This window comes from Pseudoalteromonas sp. SR44-2 (genome assembly GCF_014163745.1).
Taxonomy (GTDB): Bacteria; Pseudomonadota; Gammaproteobacteria; order Enterobacterales; family Alteromonadaceae; genus Pseudoalteromonas; species Pseudoalteromonas distincta.
In genome coordinates, this window is the sequence record NZ_JACJDW010000017.1 from 80,156 (window position 1) to 99,439 (window position 19,284).

16 protein-coding genes and 1 tRNA gene are annotated in these 19,284 nt (G+C 38.2%); 14 read left to right on the forward strand and 3 right to left on the reverse strand.

Annotated features, from left to right (window positions below):
- Positions 1–343 precede the first annotated feature (343 nt).
- From H5115_RS11990 to H5115_RS12015, 6 genes are all read left to right on the forward strand, one after another.
- The gene (locus H5115_RS11990; RefSeq protein ID WP_182755477.1) at positions 344–2,161 is read left to right on the forward strand and encodes a M14 family metallopeptidase; all 1,818 of its coding nucleotides are present in this window, start codon (positions 344–346) and stop codon (positions 2,159–2,161) included.
- 1 nt (position 2,162) lies between these two features.
- Positions 2,163–2,804 (forward strand): MBL fold metallo-hydrolase, encoded by a 642-nt coding sequence (locus H5115_RS11995; protein ID WP_182755479.1) that lies wholly within the window; start codon positions 2,163–2,165, stop codon positions 2,802–2,804.
- Positions 2,805–2,910: 106 nt separating this feature from the next.
- Entirely contained in the window at positions 2,911–3,369 is a 459-nt protein-coding gene (locus tag H5115_RS12000; protein WP_002960703.1) for an Lrp/AsnC family transcriptional regulator, read from the forward strand.
- A gap of 129 nt (positions 3,370–3,498) precedes the next feature.
- The gene (locus H5115_RS12005; RefSeq protein ID WP_182755481.1) at positions 3,499–5,055 is read left to right on the forward strand and encodes a SulP family inorganic anion transporter; all 1,557 of its coding nucleotides are present in this window, start codon (positions 3,499–3,501) and stop codon (positions 5,053–5,055) included.
- Between the two features lie 249 nt (positions 5,056–5,304).
- Positions 5,305–6,381, forward strand: coding sequence for a sensor histidine kinase (locus H5115_RS12010; protein WP_024596641.1), 1,077 nt, complete (start codon positions 5,305–5,307; stop codon positions 6,379–6,381).
- The gene (locus H5115_RS12015) at positions 6,374–7,198 is read left to right on the forward strand and encodes a LytTR family DNA-binding domain-containing protein (protein WP_024596642.1); all 825 of its coding nucleotides are present in this window, start codon (positions 6,374–6,376) and stop codon (positions 7,196–7,198) included. The genes H5115_RS12010 and H5115_RS12015 overlap by 8 nt, the downstream gene beginning before the upstream one ends.
- A gap of 68 nt (positions 7,199–7,266) precedes the next feature.
- Here H5115_RS12015 and pyk read toward each other — a convergent pair whose 3' ends face one another.
- The gene (gene pyk / locus H5115_RS12020; RefSeq protein WP_039489818.1) at positions 7,267–8,703 is read right to left on the reverse strand and encodes a pyruvate kinase; all 1,437 of its coding nucleotides are present in this window, start codon (positions 8,701–8,703) and stop codon (positions 7,267–7,269) included.
- A 377-nt stretch (positions 8,704–9,080) separates the two neighbouring features.
- On the opposite strand from pyk, the gene gndA reads away from it, so the two are divergent.
- On the forward strand, positions 9,081–10,454 hold the full coding sequence (gene gndA, locus H5115_RS12025; protein ID WP_165743572.1) for an NADP-dependent phosphogluconate dehydrogenase: 1,374 nt from the start codon (positions 9,081–9,083) through the stop codon (positions 10,452–10,454).
- 68 nt (positions 10,455–10,522) lie between these two features.
- Here the strand turns inward: gndA and ansA are convergent, their stop codons facing one another.
- Both ansA and sppA read right to left on the reverse strand, forming a co-directional pair.
- Entirely contained in the window at positions 10,523–11,533 is a 1,011-nt protein-coding gene (gene ansA, locus H5115_RS12030) for an asparaginase (protein WP_182755484.1), read from the reverse strand.
- An 82-nt stretch (positions 11,534–11,615) separates the two neighbouring features.
- Positions 11,616–13,481, reverse strand: coding sequence for a signal peptide peptidase SppA (sppA, locus tag H5115_RS12035; protein WP_039489813.1), 1,866 nt, complete (start codon positions 13,479–13,481; stop codon positions 11,616–11,618).
- Between the two features lie 219 nt (positions 13,482–13,700).
- Between sppA and H5115_RS12040 the strand changes: the two genes are divergently transcribed.
- The 7 genes from H5115_RS12040 to H5115_RS12070 all read left to right on the forward strand — a co-directional run bounded on the left by H5115_RS12040 (position 13,701) and on the right by H5115_RS12070 (position 19,064).
- Positions 13,701–15,662, forward strand: a complete 1,962-nt coding sequence (locus H5115_RS12040; protein WP_182755486.1) for an FAD-dependent oxidoreductase — start codon at positions 13,701–13,703, stop codon at positions 15,660–15,662.
- A gap of 93 nt (positions 15,663–15,755) precedes the next feature.
- Positions 15,756–16,439, forward strand: a complete 684-nt coding sequence (locus H5115_RS12045) for a DoxX family protein (RefSeq protein WP_182755488.1) — start codon at positions 15,756–15,758, stop codon at positions 16,437–16,439.
- A 130-nt stretch (positions 16,440–16,569) separates the two neighbouring features.
- Positions 16,570–17,118 carry an NAD(P)H nitroreductase gene (locus H5115_RS12050; protein WP_138489000.1) on the forward strand — a complete coding sequence of 183 codons (549 nt, stop codon included), beginning with the start codon at positions 16,570–16,572 and terminating at the stop codon, positions 17,116–17,118.
- 203 nt (positions 17,119–17,321) lie between these two features.
- Positions 17,322–17,699 carry a hypothetical protein gene (locus H5115_RS12055; protein ID WP_024596649.1) on the forward strand — a complete coding sequence of 126 codons (378 nt, stop codon included), beginning with the start codon at positions 17,322–17,324 and terminating at the stop codon, positions 17,697–17,699.
- A 144-nt stretch (positions 17,700–17,843) separates the two neighbouring features.
- Positions 17,844–17,934: transfer RNA gene (locus H5115_RS12060), tRNA-Ser, on the forward strand.
- A 53-nt stretch (positions 17,935–17,987) separates the two neighbouring features.
- Entirely contained in the window at positions 17,988–18,374 is a 387-nt protein-coding gene (locus tag H5115_RS12065; protein ID WP_182755490.1) for a hypothetical protein, read from the forward strand.
- A gap of 69 nt (positions 18,375–18,443) precedes the next feature.
- The gene (locus tag H5115_RS12070) at positions 18,444–19,064 is read left to right on the forward strand and encodes an FKBP-type peptidyl-prolyl cis-trans isomerase (protein ID WP_002962890.1); all 621 of its coding nucleotides are present in this window, start codon (positions 18,444–18,446) and stop codon (positions 19,062–19,064) included.
- Positions 19,065–19,284 lie beyond the last annotated feature (220 nt).

Below are 19,284 nucleotides of genomic sequence, written 5' to 3' on the forward strand. Positions count from 1 at the left end.
TACCAATTCGCTTAATTAAAGGATCTATTTTGAGAGCGTAAAAACGTATTGATAGCTAGGCAAAAAATTCGCTATTTAGTTGTTCTCGGCAATTGCTCCTGCATCCATGCAGTCGTAAATGAGAGTTTTTTAACGCAGGTAGCGACATGGTTAGCTCCGCAAAATGATTAAGTATTATTGCGCATTGGTATAATACTTAATAAGGTTATAAAGCCTAAAAACACGGGTGTGAATGAGTGAAATGTATTTGGCTGCATTTTTTTGTTGAATCACCGCAGTTTCCTCATTATAAAAAATTTAGTTGATATAATTTATATAATTAAGGCGTTTGTTAGAGAATTATATGTTTGCAAGTTTACTCATTTTATCTGCAAGTGTGGCGTATGACGCACACTTACCTCCACTCATTGAGTGGCAGGGGAAAAGCGTAGAGCTTTTACAAAAACAAGGGCCGTTAACTACTGACTTTGAGTTATCTGCAGGTGAAGCGTCGCCCGATTATGCAAATACAATGGCATTTGTAGATAGGTTAGTTGCTGCAAACCCTACTCAGTTTCGATCTCAAACCATTGGCTATAGTAATAGTAAGCGTGCAATAAAAATGCTAATTGCCAGTGAGCAAGGTTTTTTTGAAGCAAGGCAAATGGCTAATAGCACTAAGCCAACTATTTTTATCCAGGCAGGAATACATTCTGGGGAAATAGACGGTAAAGATGCCATGTTCATGTTACTCAGAGATATAGCGACGGGTAAGCGCCGTGACATTTTAAAAAAGGTAAACATATTATTTATTCCTATTTTAAATGTAGATGGCCACGAACGTAGCAGTGCATTCAATCGCATTAATCAACGGGGCCCTGCAAAAATGGGCTTTAGAACAAATGCTAATAACCTTAATTTAAATCGTGATTTTACTAAATTAGATACCCCAGAAGTTAGAAGTGTTTTAAAGGTTATTAACGACTACAACCCAAATTTATACATTGATGTACACGTTACCGACGGCGCAGATTACCAATACGATGTGACTTATGGTTACAATCCGGTATTTTCGAGCGAATCGCCTGCGGTATCAGATACATTAAACCAGTTTTTTAAACCTCTCATTGACGATACGCTAGCGAAGCAAGGACACATCCCAGGACCACTTGTTTTTGTTATGGACAAGCGCGACTTTAAAAAAGGGTTAGCGGGCTGGGTTGCTACGCCACGTTTTTCAAATGGTTGGGGGGATTTAAAGTCATTGCCGACTATTTTAGTCGAAAATCATTCATTGAAGCCTTACAAGCAACGTGTATTGGGAACTTATGTATTTTTAGATGGTGCTATTACTGCGCTATCAAAGCACAGTCATGAATTAGCTAATGCAGTAAAAAAAGAACAAGAATTTGTTCCTAAACAGTTAATAGTAAAGCGTGGCTATGCCAAGCAAGCTGATACGATTGCGCAGTTTAAAGGTATTGAATATTCATCAAGCATGAATTCACTTTCGGGTCAAAATGAAGTGAAGTATTTGGGTAAAGCACATACATATACTGACTTACCTATTTATTGGCAAAAAGATGTACAACATACAGTTGAAGTACCTAAAGCTTTTTTTATTCCGCCTGTATATAGCAACATTATTGAGAAACTAAAGTTACATGGTGTCTCTATTAATAAACTTGAAGGGGCAAACACACAGCCTTTGAAAGTTGCAAAGGTGGCAGACTACACGTTTGATAAAGCACCATTTGAAGGGCGTTTTAGAGTATCAGCAACTTTTGATTACGTCCCTGCTATAAATGTAGATTTAGATGGTTGGTATCAAGTCAATACTCAACAAAAAGCAGGTGAATTAGCAGTTCATTTGTTGCACCCGGAAGCCCCTGATTCATTTTTTGCGTGGGGTGAGTTTAATACTATTTTTCAGCGTACTGAATATATGGAAAACTATGCGCTAATTCCGTATGCACGCCAAATGCTAAAAGATAACCCAAAGCTTGCGCTTAAGTTTGATGAAAAACTTAAAGATAAATCATTCGCGAGTGACGCAGAAGCTCGATTAAACTGGTTATATGAGCAAAGTCCATTTTATGATCAAGCGTACTTAAAGTATCCAATACTTATGTCATTCGAAGAAGAAGTTGTTATTCCAGATCAAAAAAGTAAAGAAATTTAATATGGAAATCATAACTATACCTGTCACTGCCTTTGCACAAAACAGCCGTATTATTTGGTGTAGCGAAACTAAACACGCTGTGGTTATCGACCCAGGTGGCGACACTGATAAAATAGTAGCAGCCCTTAATGAGCATAAACTAGTATTAAGTGCTATTTGGTTAACTCACGGGCATTTAGATCATGTGGGTGGGGCTGATATTTTACGAAATCAATTTAACGTACAAATTATTGGTCCACAAAAAGATGAGTACTTTTGGTTTGAAAACTTACCTATGCAAGCACAGATGTTTGGATTTAAACCCATTGAACCGTTTTATCCGGATATTTGGCTAAACCATAACGACACAGTGAGCGTAGGAAAACTTAGCTTTTTAGTTAAACATTGCCCGGGGCATACACCCGGTCATATAGTGTTTTACCAACCAGACTATGAGTGCGTTATTGTCGGTGACGTTATTTTTAAAGGCTCAGTAGGGCGCACTGATTTCCCTAAGGGGAACAGTGAACAACTTATTGAGTCGATTGACGCGCATATTTTAACCTTACCTGATAATACTAAAATATTGGCAGGACATGGTAGCGACACTACGGTGGGATTTGAAAAGAAAACAAATCCTTTTGTGAGTGGTAAGTTTGGTTAAGTTGCTTATTTTAAGTTTACAAACTGCATAAACATTAAAAATAAGCAGACTGAGTTTTAAAATGGTTGTATAATTTAACCAGTTTATTTGATAAATAAGAAATAAAATGTCTCTAAATCACGTAGATCGCCAAATATTGGCACTTTTACAACAAGATGCTAGTTTATCAACCGCAGAAATTGCAGATAAAGTAGGCTTGTCTCAATCTCCATGCTGGCGTCGAATCGCTAAGCTAGAGCAAGATGGTTATATAAAAAGCAAAGTGGCTCTTTTAGATGAGAAAAAACTTGGCTTTGATATGCTTGTATATGCACATGTGCGTTTATCAAATCACGGTAAAAAGAATCTTGCTGAGTTTGAAAAGCTGATTATGAGCTACGACGAGGTAACAGAGTGTTACACTATGGCTGGTACCATGGACTTTATGCTACGCATAATTTCACAAGGCATAGAAGGGTATGAGCATTTTGTGCGTGATAATTTACTAAGTTTAGAATACGTCCAAGAAGTACATTCTAATGTAACAATGACATGTGTAAAACGCAGTACTTCCCTTCCTTTGTAAAAGCACTTCTTTTAAAAGCTAAACCATTTTTAGTTTAGCTTAACCACATAATGACAATTGTTAACTGAGCGCTAATTTGGTAGAATTTAGCGCTTTTTTTGATACCCATTACACCATTTGAGGACCTCAATGTTTAACTTACTCAGTAGGGCGCCTAGCTCTGCTAAAAACGATATTTTATCTGGATTAACTGTGGCGTTAGCCTTAGTGCCAGAAGCAGTTGCGTTTGCCTTTGTTGCAAATGTAGAACCTTTGGTTGGTCTATATGCCGCGTTTATCGTTGGTTTAATTACGGCTATTTTTGGTGGTCGCCCTGGTATGATTTCAGGTGCAACCGGTGCACTAGCTGTTGTCATGGTAAGTTTAGTGCTTGATCACGGTGTTGAGTATCTATTTGCAACAGTGTTGCTGATGGGAATACTGCAAATTCTCGCGGGTGTATTTAAGCTCGGTAAGTTTATCCGTATGGTTCCTCATCCGGTAATGCTTGGTTTTGTAAACGGGTTAGCAATTGTTATATTTTTAGCTCAACTAGGGCAGTTTAAAGTGCCAGACGGTATGGGCGGACAAGAATGGATGACAGGTAATCCATTATTTATCATGCTTGGCTTAGTTGCATTAACCATGGCAATAATCCACTTTTTGCCAAAATTGACTACAGCAGTGCCTTCATCTCTAGTTGCTATTGTAACTGTAACTGGATTAGTGATTGGGTTTGATTTAGAAGCGCATACAGTATTAGATTTCTTAAAAGGAATGACAGGCGACGAAACAGCAACAATCGCTGGCGGCTTACCTGAATTTCATATTCCTATGGTACCGTTTACTTTCGAAACGCTACAAATTATTTTTCCTTATGCACTTATTTTAGCGGCTATTGGTTTAATTGAATCATTATTAACGCTTAGCTTAATTGATGAGATTACAGAAACCCGTGGTCATAGTAATAAAGAATGTATTGGTCAAGGTGCTGCAAATATTACCTGCGGTATGTTTGGTGCAATGGGTGGTTGTGCAATGATTGGTCAATCAATGATCAATATAAATTCAGGTGGTCGCTCTCGTTTATCAGGTATAAGCGCTGCACTTATGCTACTAGGTTTTATTATTTTTGCCTCTAGCTTAATTGAAATGATCCCATTAGCTGCACTTGTTGGTGTTATGTTTATGGTAGTACTTGGTACATTTGAATGGGCAAGCTTTAAAATGATGAAGCGCGTACCATTATCTGATGCATTTGTAATTGTTCTTGTGTCGGGCGTGACTGTTATTACTGATTTAGCGATTGCTGTATGTGTGGGTGTTATTGTATCGGCTCTAGCATTTGCTTGGCAGCATGCGAAGCAGATATATACAACTAACTACATTGATCAGGAAGGCGCTAAGGTGTACGAACTACATGGTCCGTTATTCTTTGGCTCTGTTAAAAACTTTTCTGAGTTATTCGATGTGAAAAATGATCCTAAAAATGTGATTGTTGAATTTAAACACAGCCGCGTAGCTGACCACAGTGCAATAGAAGCAATTGATACACTTGCTGACAAATACACAAAAGCAGGTAAACAACTTCATTTACGTCACTTAAGTAAAGACTGTACGCAGTTGCTTCATAAAGCACGAGATTTAGTTGAAGTGAATGTGATTGAAGATCCAACCTACAAAGTAGCATCAGATAAACTAGCTTAATTTACACAAGGCTATTGATATTTAAAAAGCGGAAGGCGGATAACCTTTCGCTTTTTTAGTGTCTCGACTATTTGTTTGCGGTAAGACTCTTAAAAAGCAAGGCAAGCTGTAGTGCTATGCAAACTCATAAATCTATATAATAAGACTACCTAATTTTGTGAAAATTAGCCCTACATAGGTAAAAATAATAAAAATAACAAACGCCTATTTTATGGAATTAGTTTTAACCATACGGAGTAAACATCTATTTTGAACTGGCAATCTTTAGTCGATAACAGGCAACGTTTTTTTTGGCTTTTGCAAATCGCGGGCTGGATTGGTTACGCGTTAGTAAATTATATCGGCTCTAAAGTATTTGAAATGCGTGATATATATGTATTTGTTATTTTATTGAATGCTTACGCTGGTTGTTTGATGACAGTGCCGCTTAGGTATATTTACCGTAAAATTTGGAATGCCTCGCCCTGGGTGTTAATGATTGTAGTATTTGGTGCCTCTTATATAACGGGCACTCTATGGGCTGTCGTTCAAAAATTCAATCTATGGGAAATATACCGCCATGGTTATAGACCAGAGGAGTGGTTTTATTACCTGCAGCAAGGTTTAGATTCGGTTTATATTATTTTATGTTGGAGTGGTTTGTACTTTGGCGTTAAATATTATCAGTTATTACAAAGTGAGCGACAAAAAGCGTTAAAGGCCACAACGATGGCACACGAAGCGCAACTAAAAATGCTCAGGTATCAGCTCAACCCCCATTTTCTATTCAATACACTTAACGCTATTTCTACTTTAATTTTGGTTAAAGAAAACAAAGATGCTAACTTAATGGTAGCAAGGTTAAGTGACTTTTTACGTTACACACTTAATACCGATCCAATTAAAAAAGTACCGCTTGAGCAAGAGCTACATGCTCTCATGCTTTATTTAGAAATAGAGCGCGTCCGTTTTGATGAGCGATTGAAAGTAAATGTAGATATTAGCGAGCAAGCAAAAGAGGCTTTAGTACCGAGCTTAATTTTGCAACCAATTATAGAAAACGCGATTAAATACGCCATTGCCCATCTGACAGAAGGTGGTGTAATTGATATTAAAGCACAAGTATTTGCGAATGAATTATTACTAGAAGTGGGTGACAACGGCCCAGGCACTGAAATACTTGATGGCCAATTAGTTAACGCTCAAGGTGTAGGTGTTGCTAACACCAAAGATAGATTAAAAACGTTGTATGAAAATAATTATTCGTTTGTATTATCACATAATACGCCAAGTGGATTAAAAGTTAATCTGCGAGTACCTTTTGAGAAGGCTGTGAAAAATGACTAAAATAAAAACACTCATTGTTGATGATGAACCGTTAGCGCGAAAAGGTTTAGCGGTAAGACTTGAAGAATATTCTGATATTGAAGTAATTAAATTGTGTAGTTCAGGCGCTGATGCAATTGAAATGTGCCAAAGCGAGAAAATCGATTTGGTTTTTTTAGATATTCAGATGCCAGGTATGAATGGCTTTGAGGTGGCAAGAGCGCTTAGCGAAAGTACAAAAGTACTACCTGCTATTGTATTTGTAACTGCTTTTGATCAGTTTGCTGTAAAAGCATTTGAAATTCATGCTCTCGATTACATTTTAAAACCCGTTGATGATAACAGATTAAAACAGGCGGTAGAAAAAGTGCATACTTATTTAAAAACGCAGCAAGACAACGCCCATAAGAAAAAACTAGCGAGTTTTGTAGCCGGTATTACTGGTAATAATTGCGAAGAAATATTAAAAAAATTAGCCACTGGCGATACCTTAACAGATAGACGTTACCCAGAATCGCTTGCAGTAAAAGAGCAGGGTGAAATTATACGGGTACCTGTAGCGACTATCCAATGGGTTGATGCTGCAGGTGATTATATGTGTTTACATTGTGAAGATGGACAAACGCATATACTTCGTAAAACAATGAAAGAGCTTGAGCAAGAGCTAGACCCTCAGTTATTTGTACGTGTACACCGCAGTGCAATAGTAAATACAAAACAAATTAGTAAGCTGGTTACACAAGTAAGTGGCGAGTATTTACTTGTGCTTGAAAATGGCCAAGAATTAAAAGTGAGCCGTAGCTACCGTGATAAGGTTAAAGCAGCATTAGCAAGTTAAAGCTAACGCTTTTATTACAGGCACAAAAAATGCGAGCTAAGCTCGCATTTTTTATATTTACTAATTAATTACGCAACAGTTACAATTTTCATTGTGTTAGTTGCACCCACAGTTTCCATTGAGTCACCGTGAGTAATAATTACTGTATCGCCAGACTGTAAAGAACCTTGAGAAACTAAAGTATCAAGTGCCGCTTTAACCATACCGTCTTTTTCAGTTTTTGTAGAATCAAAAAATACTGGGTAAACACCACGATAAAGTGCTGTTTGACCTAATGTACTCGCATGGCGTGAAAGCGAGTAGATTGGTAAGCCAGAGCTGATGCGTGACATTAATTTAGCCGTGCTACCAGACTCAGTAAGCGTGATGATAGCTTTAACAGAGTCTAAGTGGTTAGCTGCATACATAGCAGAAAGTGCGATAGATTCTGCATTGTTAGAAAAACGACTATCTAAACGATGCTTAGAAACATGCGTTTCTTTTTGAGACTCAGCACCTAAACAAACACGTGCCATAGTTGCCACTGTTTCTTCAGGGTAATCACCCGCTGCAGTTTCAGCTGAAAGCATTACAGCATCGGTTCCATCAAGAACAGCATTTGCAACATCCATAACTTCTGCACGTGTAGGCATAGGGTTATCGATCATCGATTCCATCATTTGTGTTGCTGTTACTACAGTACGATTTAATGAACGAGCACGACGAATAATTAGTTTTTGCTTGCCCATAAGTGCAGCATCACCAATTTCAACACCTAAATCACCACGAGCAACCATTACTGCGTCAGACGCTAAAATGATGTCATCAACAGCTTCTTGCGTTTCAACGGCTTCAGCACGTTCAATTTTTGCAAGTAGTTGCGCTTTTGAACCAGCTGCTTCAGCAAGTGAACGTACGTAGCGCATATCGTCGCCACTACGTGGGAATGATACGGCAATGTAATCTACGTCAATTTCAGCGGCAGTTATTAAATCTTCTTTATCTTTTTCGGTAAATGCTGGAGCAGTTAAGCCACCACCTAAACGGTTAATACCTTTATTATTAGATAAAACACCGCCAACAGTTACAGTACAATGTACTAAGTGCCCAGCTACTTCATCAACACTTAGTTGAATAAGGCCGTCATTTAGGAGTAGTAAGTCGTTAGGGCTAACATCGTTAGGTAATTCTTTATAATCAATACCTACAGAGTTAACATCGCCTTCGCCTTTTTCCATTTTTGCATCAAGAGTGAACTTTGCACCCACAGCAAGCGTTACTTTACCTTCTTTAAAAGTAGAAACGCGGATTTTAGGGCCTTGAAGGTCAGCAAGGATAGCAATATGCTTGCCTAATTTTTTTGCAATATCGCGTACAGCTTGCGCACGGTCTTTATGATCTTGGGCAACACCATGTGAGAAGTTTAAACGTACTACATTAGCCCCAGCGATAATAATTTTTTCTAAGTTGTTATCTCTATCGGTAGCAGGTCCAAGGGTAGCAACTATTTTCGTGCGTCTTAGCATCAATTTCTCCTGTTTGCTTGGTGAAAGCATGTTGACGTTATTTTGTTGAATTAAAACATCTATATTAGATTAAAATATTTTAATTATGTGCAAACTTCAAAGGTTTGCCACTATTTTATACAAAACTATTGTGTCATCATTATGACACCGGTGTCAGAGTGCGTCAATGATCTTAATTTCAATTAGCGTTGCTTTTAGTCACCCCGAGAGCATTGATGTTTGATATAATTACGTAGCTTATTTATCTGTAATAAAAAAGCATGTTGTATGGGCTCATAGTTAGTATTTTATGACTGTATGAGTATAATGCACGCGGTATTATTTAATTTATACACTGAATTTTCTAACCAAATAGTTGTTACCGAGGAGGACACTAGATGCAAGTTGCATTAGTAGGGTTAGGCGTTATGGGAAAAAATCTTGCCCTAAACTTGATTGAAAAAGGGATAACGCTAGTCGCTTATGATAAAAACCCACATGCGGGTGAAGAGTTACTAAGTTGTGCCAAATCACAAGGCATGGCTGATAGGCTTCACATTGTCTCTGATTTAAGTGACATGGTAAGGCGTTTAGAGGCACCTCGTTCTATTTTATTACTTGTTCCTGCTGGTGAGTTAGTTGATACAGTTTGTAATGAACTTGTAGAGGCCGGCGTTAATTGTGACGATATGATAGTCGATTGCGGTAATAGTAATTATAAAGACGGTATAACGCGTAAACTCAAATACCAAAATAAATTTGAATTTGCCACTATGGGAATTTCTGGCGGTGCAGAAGGCGCTCGCCATGGTCCTGCAATGATGGCAAGTGGTTCTGAAGGTGGTTGGGAACGTATTGAGCCATGGTTTGAAAAAGTAGCTGCTAGCTATAATGGCGATTCATGTTTTGCACGTGTTGGCCAATCAGCAAGTGGTCATTTTGTAAAAATGGTTCACAACGGTATTGAATACGCACTGATGCAACTTATTGCAGAAGTGTACCAATTACTTCGTTTAGGTACTAATCGTTCACCAAAAGAAGTAGCTGAGATATTTAATGACTGGTCAGAAGGTCAATTAAATAGTTACTTACTGTCTATTTCTAGCCATATATTGTCACTTGAAAATCATAATAATGTACCGCTTGCGGACTTAATTGATAATAAAGTTGGCGCTAAAGGTACTGGTCTTTGGACTGCGCAAAATGCACTCGAACTTGGTATTGCTGTCCCTTCACTTGTTGCTGCTGTTCAAGCTCGTCATTTAACTAATGCATGTAACACAACGGCTGCACAAGAGATGACATATGCATCTAAATCAACGAACAATGTTGAAATTGATTTAGAAGAGCTAAAAGACGCGTTCTTACTTGCAAGCTTACTTGCGTATCGTCAAGGTTTAGCGCTAATCAAAGGTGCATCACGTACTCATCAGTGGAAAGTAGATTTATCTAAAACGCTTCAAACGTGGCGCGCTGGTTGTATAATCCGTGCTGACTACCTTGATAGCGTTGCACAAGGTGTTGAATTTATTGACACTCTTGAAAAAGAGTCTAACTCTTTGCGAAAAATTACCGGTCAAGCAATAATGACTGGTTTAGCATTCCCTGTATTGGGAGCTACACAAACGTATTTAGCAACATTAACTACACCGAGTAATGGGCATTTAGTTCAAGCCCAGCGTGATTACTTTGGTGAGCACGGCATAAAAACCCACAGTGGTGAAATGTGTCATTTAACTGATTTAGTAGATATAGACGCTAAAGTTAGATAAAAAACAGTTGTTTAAAACGATAAAGGCACGCTATTTAGCGTGCCTTTTGTATTTTTAGCTCGTAAAAATTATCGGCTTAACTCACCACGTAAGTTATCTTGCATTAAATGACGAATCGTTTCGACTTCAAGCTTTTGGCTAAATAAATAATGTAACTTAGTTAAACATGCTTCAAGGGTCATATCATACCCACTTATTACACCAATATTTAATAGCGCATTACCTGTTGCATAGCCACCCATGTTTACATGACCTTTTAAGCACTGAGTTAAGTTAACAATTACGACGCCACGTTTACTTGCTTCTTCGAGTATTGACAAAAAGCTCGGATCTTGTGGTGCATTACCTACACCAAAGCTCAGTAGCACCAGTGATTTAATATTGCCATTGACCAAGCTTTTAACTACCTCTTGGCTAATGCCAGGATACAAATAAAGCACCCCGATAGGTTGAGGTGTAATTGGTGTAACTTGCAGCTCATTTTCAACATATGGGCTAAGTTGACCCTTAATAAATTGAATATTAATACCTGATAACGCTAAGGGGTCTAGATTAGGCGAGGCAAAAGCATTAAACCCATCCGCGTGTGCTTTAGTTGCTCTATTACCTCTAAACAGTTGGTTATTAAAAAAGAGACTTACTTCAGCAATAGGATAATTTGCAGCTAAATACATGGCATTAAGTAAGTTTACTTGGCCATCAGAACGTAATTGTGAGAGCGGAATTTGTGAGCCGGTTACAATCACAGGTTTAGTCAAATTTTCGAACATAAATGACAGCGCTGAGGCTGTATACGCCATAGTATCAGTGCCATGGAGCACCACAAAACCATCATAATCTTGGTATTTATCTTTGATATCATTAGCAATGAGTTGCCAATGCTCTGGTGACATATCTGAAGAATCTATAAGAGGGCAGTATTCGTGAATATCAAACAAAGGCATTTCATCACGATTAAATTCTGCGTTATTCACTACGGTTTCTGTTAAAAAACCTTCAGCCGGAATATAGCCTCGACTCGATTTTTTCATACCTATAGTACCGCCAGTATAAGCGATATAAATGCGTTTACGTTTCATAAAAAAAGCCCAGTAAAAAAACTGGGCCTAGTATAACGTTAAGTAGCTTTAAATACAGCTGATTAGGTGAAGCTATGCACTTTTATTGTGCAACGTTACACACTAAACAGCGTGCGTATACACCTTGTGGATCGTTGTAATCTTTAAGGTTTTCAACTTCAGTACTTAATTGGTTAATAACACTTTGTAAATTAGCTTGTGTTGCTAACACAGATGTTTTTTGTGTTTGCAAACCAAGCATAGATTTAATAGACGCATTACCAAAAATGTTTTGGATCATTTTTTCTTGCGAGCTTAAATCTTGTTTAATAGTTTTAACTTCATAATGATTAAGCTTGGCAAGTGCAGCAGCGGCTTCAATCGCACCTTGTTTGTCGCCTAGCTTATCAACCAAACCTAGTTCAAGTGCTTGAGATGCAATCCATACACGGCCTTGGGCAATTTTGTCAACCTGCTCAGGCGTCATATTACGCGCATCAGCAACAACATTTAAAAAGCGTCCGTATGCTTCCTCAACGTTCATTTGAATTACTTGACCCATTTTTTCATTTAGTGGACGAGTGATAGAAAAGCCAGCCATTTCGGTTGTTGCAACGCCATCTGAATAAACACCAATTTTCGATAAGGTTTTCTCAAATGTCATAAAGGTACCAAATACACCAATTGAACCTGTAATAGTACTCGGTGCTGCCCAGATTTCGTTTGCAGCAGAGGCAATCCAATAACCACCTGATGCAGCCACAGAACTCATTGAAGCAATAACAGGTTTACCAGCAGCCTTAAGCGCTAATACTTCAGCACGAATAACTTCAGAGGCAAACATACTACCGCCACCAGAGTCGATACGTAGTACAACCGCTTTAACTTTATCATCAAGGCGTGCTTTACGAAGTAGGGCAGCTGTAGAGTCACCCCCAATTTCGCCCGCTTTACGCTCACCATCAACAATCGTACCTTTAGCAACAACTACCGCTACTTTTTCGGTAATAGGGTTATCAATTTCAATAGGCGGTTTAATTAAGCTTAAGTATTCACGAAATGAAACTTGCTTAAATGTCTTACCATCTTCTTGTGTGCCCACTAAATCAATTAATTGTTTGCGAACTTGCTGATTTGTTTTTAAAGAGTCAACCCACTGGTGATCAAGTGCATATTTACCTGCATCGCCATCGGCAGCTTTCATTTTTTCTAGATATACGTCCATTGTTTCGTCAAAATTTGACTCATCAAACGGGCGAACAGCGGCAACATCTTGTTTGTATTCGCTCCAAAGAGCGCCTAACCAAACGCGGTTAGCTTCTTTAGCTGCATCGGACATGTCGTTACGAATAAAAGGTTCTACTGCTGACTTAAATGTACCAACACGGAAAATATGCTGCGTTACTTCAAGCTTTTCAAGTGCATCTTTAAAGTAAAGCGGGTACATGCCATAACCTTCAATACCTACGCTGCCGTATGGGTGCATAGCTATTTCGTCAGCATGCGATGCAATATAGTATTGCGCTTGAGTATAGTAATAACCCGATGCAATTACTTTTTTGCCAGCTTGCTTGAAGGCATCAATAGCCTTTGTAATTTGCTTAAGTTTATTTAAATGTGCTTTAGGCATCTCTTGTAAATCAAGCAATATCACCGTGATACGATCGTCTTTAGTCGCCTCGTTTATTACTTCAACAATATCGTCGAGTAATATTTCGCTTGGTGCTTCAGAGCCAGAAGTTGCATCACTAATTGCGGCTTCAACTGGGTCTATATATGTTTTCTCTTCAACAATAGGGCCATTTAAGTTAAGCCTAAGTACAGAGCCATTTTCAACTATTATTTGATCATCGTCACTTGAAAGTGACACAAAGAAAACAATTACCAGTAATAAAAACAAAATGTTTAGTATTAAGCGACGAGAAAAATTAATTCCAGCCCAAATACCTTTAAATACCTTTGCTATCAAAATAGCTCCTTAATTTGGTACAGTTAATACATTAGTTCCATCTTAGCCTAGAATAAAAATAAATTTAACTGCTAAATCGTAACGAAGTGTTTATGAACCTATATAAACGTAAGTTTTTACTGCTATTTTCAATTAAATGCATGCACATATTGCTTATTACTTGCCATTAAAGCAGAATTGGCTAATGTATACAGGTTAGACCAGTTAACGGGGCACAAGATGTTAGAACAACAATTACAACTAAAACACACACAATTACGTAACCGCTTGGTTATGGGCTCAATGCATACAGGTCTTGAAGAGGGCTGGCATAATCGCAAACGCTTACGCGCATTTTATGAAGCACGTGCAAAAGGTGGCACCGCAATGTTAATTACAGGCGGATACAGCCCTAATTTACGTGGCAAGCTAACACCTATTTCTTCCTCATTTAATAGCTATTACGATGTGTTTAAGCATCGGGCTTACACAGATGCTGTGCATAAACACGGTGGAAAAATTTGTTTGCAATTATTACATGCTGGACGTTATGCATACCATCCTTTCAATCAAGCACCAAGTGCAATAAAAGCACCTATTAATCCTTATAAACCTAAAGCGATGTCGCTTGGCTCGATTAAAAAAACAATTAAAGACTTTGCGCATTCTGCCTATATGGCTGAAAAAGCCGGCTACGATGGCGTAGAGGTCATGGGTTCTGAAGGGTATTTGATTAATGAGTTTATGGCGCCGCACACCAATAAACGTGATGATGAGTTTGGTGGCAGCTTAGAAAATAGAATGCGACTTGCACTTGAAATAGTTAAAGCTGTAAGAGCAAAAGTATCTGAAAAATTCTTAATTATTTTTAGATTGTCGGTCATTGATTTGATTCCAAACGGTTCAACACCAGAGGAAGTTGTTATTCAAGCTACCGAACTTGAAAAAGCGGGTGTTGATATATTTAACACTGGTATTGGTTGGCACGAAGCGCGTGTACCGACTATTGCGAGTATGGTGCCACCGGGTGCATTTAAAGAAGCATCAAAGCGTTTAAAAGACGTAGTTAATGTCCCTGTGATTGCTGTTAACCGAATTAATACTCCAGAAATTGCTAACGATATTTTAAATGCAGGCGAGGCTGATTTAATTTCGATGGCACGTCCATTATTAGCTGATCCTGAGTTTTTTAATAAGTACGTAAACAATCAATCTAAACAAATCAATATTTGTATTGGCTGTAACCAGGGTTGTCTAGATCACGTATTTAAAAATAAACGTGCTACGTGTTTAGTTAATCCACAAGCTGCATTTGAGCTAGATTACCCGCTAGAGCAAGCAGCTAAAGCTAAAAATGTATTAGTTGTCGGTGCAGGTCCTGCTGGTTTATCAGCAAGTTGTTACTTGGCTCAAAAAGGGCATAACGTCACGTTAATTGATCAAAAATCGCAAATGGGCGGCCAATTTAATTTAGCCATGCAGATACCGGGTAAAGAAGACTTTAACCATACACTTACTTACTTCACTAATGAGCTCGAGCGATTAAAAGTAACTGTGGAGCTTAGTAAAGCTTACGACGATTCAATGCTTAAAGATTATGATGATATTGTTTTTGCAACAGGCGTTAGGCCGCGTGAAGCCTCTATTAAATGTAGTGATGATAAGCGTGTGTTTGCTTATGACGAAGTCATACGCGGCGAAGTTGAATTGGGCAAATCAATCGCTATTTTAGGTGCTGGCGGTATTGGTTTTGATATGGTTGCTTTTTTAAGTGAACATAAATCACAATCTATTAGCGAGTTTAAAACGCAATGGGGGATTGAGTGTGAAGCACAACCCCATAAAGATGAGCGCCAATTGTATATGTTAAAACGCAGTTCGGGTCGTTTTGGTAGTGAGCTTGGTAAAACCACTGGTTGGATACATCGCCAAGTTGCTAAACAGCATGGTGTTAAACAAATTGCTGAGTGCCAATATCAAAGTTTTGATAAAAATGGGTTAACAATTGATGTTGCTGGAGAAGTTCAAGTACTGCCGGTAGATACTGTTATTGCGTGTATTGGTCAGGTTTCCAATAGCGAAGTGCTAGAAGGTTACACAGATAACGCAAAAGTGCATGTGATAGGCGGAGCTAAATTGGCTGCTGCAATTGATGCTAAACGCGCTACTTTTGAAGCTCTACAAGTGGCGAGAAGTATTTAACCTTTGTAAATAAATTGAAATAGTTTATCAATTCATACGGTCTTTGTTGTTTATAGTCTATAACTTAATAAACATTGAACACACAGGATACGCATGAATAAACTAATCAGTTTTTATAACACAATATTGGGTAAACTATCGTTTTTAGATGGTTTACCTGCTTTACTATTTCGCTTAATTTTAGCTCCTGTTATGATCATCGCAGGTTATAACAAACTTGCTATAAGCACTGAAACAGAAGGCTTTCTAAATAACTTTTTAGCATCGCCTGATGTCGTTCAATGGTTTGGTAATAGTGAATGGGGTTTAGGCTTACCGTTTCCTGATTTACTAGCTTTTTTAGCTGGATGGAGTGAATTTTTAGGTGGTTGGTTGTTATTATTTGGCCTTTTAACTCGCTTAGTCAGTATCCCGCTTATGTTCACAATGGTTGTAGCGGCTACTTCAGTACATTGGCATAACGGGTGGTTTGCAATAGCGCCGACTAATCCAGAAACAAGTGCTGCGCAAGTACTTGATTGGCTATCTATCCCTGGTGCAAAAGAAAGCCTCGAAAACTCATTAGAAGTACAAGACAGGATAGGGAAAATTCGAGGCTTAGTTGAAGAGCATGGCTTTCCTGATTACCTATACGAAAAAGGTAAACCATCTATTTTAAATAATGGCATAGAATTTTCGGCAATTTATTTTGCTATGCTCCTAAGTTTATTTTTTATGGGCGGTGGGCGTTTTGTTAGTATTGATTACTGGTTAAAGCGAAACGTTATAAAAAAATAACGCATTAAATGTATTTTATTAACGGCTGCATAGTTGACCCTTTGCGGCCGTTTTGCATTTTTAATTTCTCGGTATTTATTATTTAAGGTTTTAAATGTTACTCTATCGTTTTGAATTTTGAGGAATCGTTATGAACGCTATCGAGCTTTTACTTACCCGCCAATCAGACTCTAAACTAACAGAGCCGGGTCCTACGCCTGAGCAGCTCGACATAATTAAGCAAGCAGCATTACGTGTTCCTGATCATGGATGTATAGCACCGTGGCAGTTCATCATTGCTCAAGGTGATGCACGCAATAAACTGGGTGAAATTTACCATCAAAGTGCAGTGGCAGAGCAACAGACAGAAAAAGTAATTAACCGTGCTAAAGAGCTTCCCCTTCGTGCGCCTATGATTGTAATAGCAATCGCTAAATATCAAGAACACCCAAAAGTTCCTCGTATCGAGCAAGTACAAAGTGCAGGCTGTAGTGTATTAGCAATGCAACAAGCTGCATTTGCTCAAGGTTTAGGTGGTGTTTGGCGCACAGGTTACTTTGCACAAAGTAGAGCAGTCAAAAAAGCGCTTAACTTACATGAGCAAGATGAAATAGTAGGGTACTTATACATAGGTACTCCTCAAGTCGAGTGTAAAAAGTCACCTCGCCATAAACCAGAACATTATTTTAGTAATTTGTGAAATAGTATGAACTTTATGCAATTTGCATAGTCATAATTCATTAAGGTTACTAAGAGTAATATAAAAGAGTTAGTGGTTTGGCTGTGAGAAGCGCTTGGAAGCACAAAAGTTAATAATTCTTCTTCAGTTTGTTTTTTAATCGGTTGTTTTTTGATACATTATGGAAAGTCTTAATAAAAATAACGATAAAGAAGACGAAAACAATGGGAAATTTATTTTTACAGGAAAAAGAAAACTGGCTTGCGTGGTCAATTTGGGGAATTGTTGGTGCTTTTGTAACCTTGTATGTTGCAATGAGTACAAATGCAGCGCATTTTATAGCAGGCTCTGCAATAGGTATGCTAATACTGTTAACTTTATGGATGCAACAGTCTAAACGTTTTGACTTTGGACGGGCATTTAAAGTGTGTTGTTATGTTTTAGCGCTAAGTGTACTCCCCGCTTTTATGTTTGTAATAGTGCCAAGTGATGATTTAAATCGATTTGACTTAATTTTTCAAAGTGTAACATTCGCGGCATTGAGTTTATTGGCTTGTTTAATTTGTTCTTGGATTGCTCGCAGGCCTAAACAATATTACTGAGTATTGAATTAATAAGCGTGTTGCAGTAAATAGCGCAACAAAAGAGCAATGTGACTTGTTTTTAATCGTTTAATTATTATTTATGATTAATTTATATTTAGCTCTTTACAAGTAACACGTTTAACCATATTATTCGCGCCGTACGGAGAGATGGCAGAGTGGTCGAATGCACCGGTCTTGAAAACCGGCATGGGTTTATAGCCCATCTAGGGTTCAAATCCCTATCTCTCCACCATTATTTAAAAAAACCGCCTTATAGGCGGTTTTTTGCTTTGTGGAGTTTAATTAATGACTAAAGCAACAAACCTATCAACCTCACAGCTATTAATAAAACATCTTTTATTATGGGTGGTATTTGGTTACTGCTATCAAAGTGCTATTAGCTTGTTGGCAAAAATGGCGGTCGACGCACAGCCAGAATATCCATTAATTACCGCTTTTGCTTATGGTCTTGGTTTTAATATTTTGGCTGCCCATCTTATTACTAAATATGATAAACATTGGCCAGTAATTGGCTCTGCTTTTATTGGTTTAGTAGGCTTAGTTGCAGTGCCATTTTTACTGTCTGGCGAACCTGGATTATTAGCTACTCCTTTACTTGTTGGAATTTTATTCACTTTACCGCTTTGTAGTTATATTGTTGGCCTAATTAAGCTAAAACTCAGCAAAAACTAGCCCCAAACGGGGTTTATTTTGTGATAGCATATACGTGTCTTTTAACTAACAAAACGTGAAAAACACATTATGTCAGATAATTTTACTACAGATGCTGAAAAAGCAAGTTACGGTATTGGCTTACAAATGGGTGAGCAACTTAAGTCTAATCCTTTTGAAGGCTTAAACCTAAATTCAGTATTTGAAGGCATGAAAGATGCGTACGCTGGTAGCGCATTTCAAGTTGAGATCCCTGAGATTCAAGCTGCATTCGAAAAGATTAACGAAGAGATCCAAGCTCGTCGTGAAGAAGAATCTAAAGTACTTTCTGCCGAAGGTATTGCATTCTTAGAAGAAAACGCAAAACGTCCTGAAATCACAGTAACTGAGTCTGGTCTTCAATACGAAGTACTAGCGACTGGCGAAGGCGAAAAACCAACTGCTGAGTCTACAGTACGTGTCGATTACCACGGTACACTAATTAACGGTACTGTGTTTGATAGCTCATACGAGCGCGGTCAACCAGCTGAATTTCCAGTTGGTGGCGTGATCAAAGGCTGGACTGAAGCATTACAAATGATGCCTGTAGGTACTAAATGGCGTATCTACGTTCCTCATGAGCTTGCTTATGGTGAACGTGGCGCAGGTGCTGCAATCGCACCTTTCTCAACGCTTGTATTTGATGTTGAACTACACGAAATCATTTCTTAATTTAAATAAACTTTAAAATTAAGAGTTTAAAAAGCCGTATTCAATCTGAATACGGCTTTTTTGTGTCTGTAATCTAAGTGTTTTATACCAATCCGATTAGGGTCTGTTGATCTTTCAAGGTTAAATTTGCAGCAGTCTGTTTGGTATTTAGGCAAGGCAGAGCCTATGTAGTGTGGTTATTCCCCATAAATGGGCGATAACGTAGCATTAATGCCAAACA

What these genes read in the sequence shown, in the direction of transcription:
- H5115_RS12055 (WP_024596649.1), top strand. Translation starts at nt 17,322, where the DNA reads ATGGGAAATTTATTTTTACAGGAAAAAGAAAACTGGCTTGCGTGGTCA.
- gndA (WP_165743572.1), top strand. Translation starts at nt 9,081, where the DNA reads ATGCAAGTTGCATTAGTAGGGTTAGGCGTTATGGGAAAAAATCTTGCC.
- pyk (WP_039489818.1), bottom strand. Translation starts at nt 8,703, where the DNA reads ATGCTAAGACGCACGAAAATAGTTGCTACCCTTGGACCTGCTACCGAT.
- H5115_RS12015 (WP_024596642.1), top strand. Translation starts at nt 6,374, where the DNA reads ATGACTAAAATAAAAACACTCATTGTTGATGATGAACCGTTAGCGCGA.
- H5115_RS12045 (WP_182755488.1), top strand. Translation starts at nt 15,756, where the DNA reads ATGAATAAACTAATCAGTTTTTATAACACAATATTGGGTAAACTATCG.
- H5115_RS12040 (WP_182755486.1), top strand. Translation starts at nt 13,701, where the DNA reads ATGTTAGAACAACAATTACAACTAAAACACACACAATTACGTAACCGC.
- ansA (WP_182755484.1), bottom strand. Translation starts at nt 11,533, where the DNA reads ATGAAACGTAAACGCATTTATATCGCTTATACTGGCGGTACTATAGGT.
- H5115_RS12065 (WP_182755490.1), top strand. Translation starts at nt 17,988, where the DNA reads ATGACTAAAGCAACAAACCTATCAACCTCACAGCTATTAATAAAACAT.
- H5115_RS12005 (WP_182755481.1), top strand. Translation starts at nt 3,499, where the DNA reads ATGTTTAACTTACTCAGTAGGGCGCCTAGCTCTGCTAAAAACGATATT.
- H5115_RS11990 (WP_182755477.1), top strand. Translation starts at nt 344, where the DNA reads ATGTTTGCAAGTTTACTCATTTTATCTGCAAGTGTGGCGTATGACGCA.
- H5115_RS12070 (WP_002962890.1), top strand. Translation starts at nt 18,444, where the DNA reads ATGTCAGATAATTTTACTACAGATGCTGAAAAAGCAAGTTACGGTATT.
- H5115_RS12050 (WP_138489000.1), top strand. Translation starts at nt 16,570, where the DNA reads ATGAACGCTATCGAGCTTTTACTTACCCGCCAATCAGACTCTAAACTA.
- H5115_RS11995 (WP_182755479.1), top strand. Translation starts at nt 2,163, where the DNA reads ATGGAAATCATAACTATACCTGTCACTGCCTTTGCACAAAACAGCCGT.
- H5115_RS12000 (WP_002960703.1), top strand. Translation starts at nt 2,911, where the DNA reads ATGTCTCTAAATCACGTAGATCGCCAAATATTGGCACTTTTACAACAA.